The 4,562-nt window shown below is 62.7% G+C and carries 4 protein-coding genes; all 4 read left to right on the top strand.

Annotated features, from left to right (window positions below):
- The coding region (locus ABD264_RS11555) for an ISL3 family transposase (protein ID WP_344206171.1) at positions 1–887 on the top strand (887 nt) is incomplete at its 5' end.
- Positions 884–1,555 (top strand): ApeA N-terminal domain 1-containing protein, encoded by a 672-nt coding sequence (locus ABD264_RS11550; protein WP_344206169.1) that lies wholly within the window; start codon positions 884–886, stop codon positions 1,553–1,555. The genes ABD264_RS11555 and ABD264_RS11550, both read left to right, overlap by 4 nt.
- A gap of 6 nt (positions 1,556–1,561) precedes the next feature.
- Complete coding sequence (locus ABD264_RS11545) at positions 1,562–2,242, top strand: HEPN domain-containing protein (protein WP_344206167.1); 681 nt, start codon at positions 1,562–1,564, stop codon at positions 2,240–2,242.
- Positions 2,243–2,942: 700 nt separating this feature from the next.
- Entirely contained in the window at positions 2,943–4,445 is a 1,503-nt protein-coding gene (locus ABD264_RS11540; RefSeq protein ID WP_344206164.1) for a hypothetical protein, read from the top strand.
- Positions 4,446–4,562 lie beyond the last annotated feature (117 nt).

Genomic DNA, 4,562 nt, shown 5'->3' with positions numbered 1-4,562 from the left:
ACGCCGTGCTGGCCGAGGGCAAGCGGGTGCTCATCGACGACCCCGGCCGGTTCGACGGGGTCAAGGTCATCGGCGTCGACGAGCACGTCTGGCGCCACACCCGCCGCGGCGACAAGTACGTCACCGTCATCATCGACCTCACCCCGGTTCGCGCCGGGACGGGTCCCGCCCGGCTGCTGGACATGGTCGAGGGCCGCTCCAAACAGGCGTTCAAGACATGGTTGGCCGAGCGCGAGAACCCTTGGCGCCAGGGCGTGGAAGTAGTCGCGATGGACGGGTTCAGCGGGTTCAAGACCGCCACCACCGAGGAGCTGCCCGAGGCGACCGCGGTCATGGATCCCTTCCACGTCGTGCGCCTGGCCGGCGATGCCCTGGATCAGTGCCGGCGCCGCGTTCAGCAGGACACCCGTGGCCACCGCGGCCGGGCCGGCGATCCCCTCTACTCGGCTCGCCGGACCCTGCACACCGGAGCGGACCTGCTCACCGACAAGCAGCGGGACCGGCTGGAGAAGCTGTTCACGGCCGACGCCCACGTCGAGGTCGAGGCCACCTGGGGGATCTACCAGAGGATGATCGCCGCCTACCGAGAACCCGACCGGGCCCGAGGCCGAGCGCTGATGCAGCGGCTGATCCACTCCCTCAGCCACGGCGTCCCGGGTGCGTTGAGCGAGGTGATCACGCTCGGCCGGACCCTGACCAAGCGGGCCACCGACGTGCTGGCCTACTTCGATCGTCCTGGTACATCCAACGGCCCGACCGAGGCGATCAACGGCCGGCTCGAACACCTGCGCGGCTCCGCGCTCGGGTTCCGCAACCTCACCAACTACATCGCCAGATCGCTCCTGGAGACCGGCGGGTTCAGGCCGCGACTACACCCTCATCTGTGAAGAGCCCGTTTGAGGACCGCATCATGTCGAGTCCTTCGCCTGGCATGACTGTGTTCCATGAAGGGAGCCGGAGCTGGGACGTGATCCACGGCGCGGCCGAGCAGCGCGAAGTCACCCTGCTCGGCTGTGTCCCGAACTGCGGGAAGCGGACCATGTTCGCGCGGGTGAAGAGCCCCGACAAGCAGACCGTGGCGGCGACGACCGCGATCATTGGTGCGCACATCAGCGGTGAGGACGACGCAGCGTTCTCCGCGGCCGAGGTCTCGGTTGAGGACATTGGGCTTTGGGCCGCTTCGTCGGTTTTCGAGGGCTTCCTCGGCGCATCGGATGGCAAAATCGACGGCACCGGGAGTATCTCCGTCAAGCCGGTCGAGGCTCAGTCGGTCGTCGTCGACGGGACCGAGTTCCGCCTTGATCACCGGCACACGCTGCCGTTCTTTGACCAGCGCAAGGGCGGCACGGTGGGGCGCATGCGGGATTCGGCGTTTGTGCGAGCCGTCTCGGCGGAGACGTGCTCCGTGAGCGGTGCGCTGGCGACGGCGAGCCTGGTGCAGGACCTCATCTCGCTCGCAATGCACCGCGCCGCCGGCTTGATCTGGCTGCGCTTGGAGGTGGCTGGAAGCGGCTCTGTGGTGCCTAACGGCCACGTTATTATGCCGCCACGGTAAGCGGACGTGCTCTATTCGCCCGCTGCTCTCGGCAAGCACGACGCCAAGACCGTCGATCACCACCGTGTCTTCATCACCTGCGATTCGCTCCCATTCGAGGAGGTTCTACCCCGCTGGTGCGAGGCGCACGGTCGTCTGGAGGCGGCCACCAACATGATTCTGGGCCTCCGGTATGCGCCGGCCCGCTACGTCGAGAACAATCTCTTAACTGCCGTCGGCGCAGCCGAAGTACTGCACCGAGGCCTGGGCATTGACGAAAAGCCATTCCCTGCGGACGAGTTCACGACGATGCGCGACGCGATGCTCGACCAGGTGCCGCAGGAGCACCGTAGTAGGTTCAAGCGAGCCCTCCGCAACGACCCCACGCTGCGGGACCGGCTCCACGCACTGGCCGCGCGCCCCGATCAGGAGGCGATCGCGCTTTTGATGCCGGACGTGGGCAGGTGGGCGGGCCGGACCACGCGCGCACGGAATGACCTGGCGCACGAGGGCAGGACCCCCAATCACTCGATCGAAGAATTGATCGCCATCGTCGAAGTGACAACCGCGGTCGTGATCCTCAACGTGCTGCACGAGCTTGGGTTGCCCGCTGAGCAGCAGCGTAAGATCGTGCGGGAGCATCCGCAGCTCAGAGCGACAGCCCGCGCGGCGCATGAGCGGTTGGACGTCATGGACGCGGGTGATTGAGAGCTCGCTTTCGGTTCACCTTTCCCAGAATTTAGCGACGACCTGAACAGCGTCAGTCCAATGTTGTCATCGCGCGCTGGGCTGAATACGAAGGATTCGTCGCTGGATAGCGTTACGGCCAAGGTTGCTGTTGCTGTTGCTGTTGCTGCTGCGCTTTCACTCCATGACATATGAGGCCATGGCCATGGCCTCGGCGACAGCGACTAATACTGCGCTACAGTACGATTTGTGGTGCAGGCGGATTCGCCGTTCGCCTGGTCAGACCCCACCATCCTGCCCATGGAGCAGCCTTAGCACCAAATGTTCCGAAATCATCGGAACTCGGTGGAGTTCCGTTTCAATAACTAGTGAGATTCGTTGATGATTCTTGTCGAGTGTTGAGTCAGGACTAGTGCCCGGCGCTTTTGCAAGGGACCTACCCGCGTAGTTGTGCATCGTCCGTCGTGCGCCGCTCCGCGGTGGGGAGGAGCCCGATGGGGCGCGGGATTATGCCCATGGAGACGTAGGTCGTGTCCGCCTCGGGGTGATGCGCCGCTAGTTCGGCTCGCTTCCACGACAGAACGAGGAGCCGGCGCAACGATCGACGTGGACGACGGCTCCGCCCAGGGGGACTGCTGCACGATCAGGCAACAACTTCAAATTCGTGCCACTAGGCGCCCCCGAACTGTATAGAGTGACGCCTACCGGGAGGGAGATTCGAGTGTCGGAAAGCGGACCAGAGAAGAGACTGAAGTTCTTCGGCCTCAGCGACTACGGAACCTTCTGGCAGGCCGGCCGCCTCCTAGAGCTCGTCCGTGAATTCGATGCTACTCGTGGCGATCAAGGCATAAACGACATCGTTGAGTTGCATCATCTCGCGTTGTTCCTAGAACACAAAGTTCTCCCGAAGGACCTGGCCGAAGCAGAGCGAGACGCGCCTCTGGCGCACGTCCCCGAGATCCGGAAAGTCATCGGCAGGTTTTTCGGCAAAGTGACTGACGCCACCTTCTCAACGCTCGTTCAGGACGTTGACTTTCAGTACCGCACAGACGTCCTCGATCTCCTCGGAAAGAACAAGGTCTTCGAGCGCTGCACTGACTCGATCGTGCTTGCTGCACTTCAAGAGCAGAGTTTCCACCCGCACGATCTGCTCTCATGCCAGGCACTCGTGCGTGCCTACGACCAGGAGATTCGGGCCCTGCTACTCGCTGGGCCGCGCAATGCTGAGCTGCTTGCGCGGAAGTTCCTCCAGTCCGAGGGGCGGGATCCAATCCATCTTCCGAAGAGCTTCACTCCCGCGGATCAGCGTGGCCTGTTTGACCGCTACCTCGATGAGGAAGAGCCCAACCTCAACTTCGTCAAGCTGATCGCATCCGCACGAGCTGACAAGAACACCGGCGTCGATGCACGACTGAAGCTAAAGGCTCGTCGCAAGGCAGATGCGCTCACGAAGAAGATGTTCGAGTCCACGGAGGGGATCAAGACCGGCTGCGAAGTGGGCATCTCGGCCGATCAGGTCGAAGAGGTCGTCCAGTCTTTGGACGGCATGGTTGGCAAGTACTCCTACAGTCGAACCTGGCTCACGGAGAACCTCGACTACCCGACTATCCTGAATAACTTCGTTCACCTGTTCCAGTTCGCCAACGACCACATGCTCCTGGAACTCCCTTCCTACGGAGCGCAACTTGGCGTCTTCGAGCGGTTCATGGGTACGCCGGGCAAGGGCGACTACCGGACGGGGGCGGCGTTCAGGCTCCAGGACCAGGCGTCCTTGCTCCAGACCTTGATGTACGAGCGCTTCCTCAGCTCCGAAGGTATAGAGCTCGAGTCGGTCATCGCTTGGTTCTTCACGGACTACCTTGAGCAGGAGTTCGGTGCCAAGGGGCTGAAGTACCGCGCCTCCAGCCCGACCGCTACCTACCTTGAGAAGAGCCGCCATCTGTTCTCAGAGATGGAGAGCGTCCTCAAGCAGTTCACGCTGCATGTCGACTACGGCGAGGTTGACCCGGAGCTGCTGACAATCACATCGGAGCAGCTTTCCTACGGCGACATCCCGAGTCAGGTTGTGGATAAGTACGCCTACGTTGCCAACAACGCAGACATCCAAGGAATTCAGCACCTGCTCTTCTCGGACCAATCCGGATTGGTGCACATCAGCAGCGATCTGGAGGCAGAGAGCTTCCTCCACTTGGTCATCGCCAATGACATCGCCTACGGGCCTTGACCCCGAATCGTGGACACGGTGTCGTTTCGGTTATGCCGCTTCCGTGAGCGTAGCGGAGGCGGCGGTTTCGTAGGCGTTCGGGGCGATGTTCCCGATCGCGGAGTGGCGTCGGCGGGT

The sequence above is a fragment of the Kocuria salsicia genome (genome assembly GCF_039532055.1).
GTDB classification, from domain to species: Bacteria; Actinomycetota; Actinomycetes; order Actinomycetales; family Micrococcaceae; genus Kocuria; species Kocuria salsicia.
Note: the sequence above shows the minus strand (reverse complement) of the source record. Positions and strands in the feature narration are given on the sequence as shown.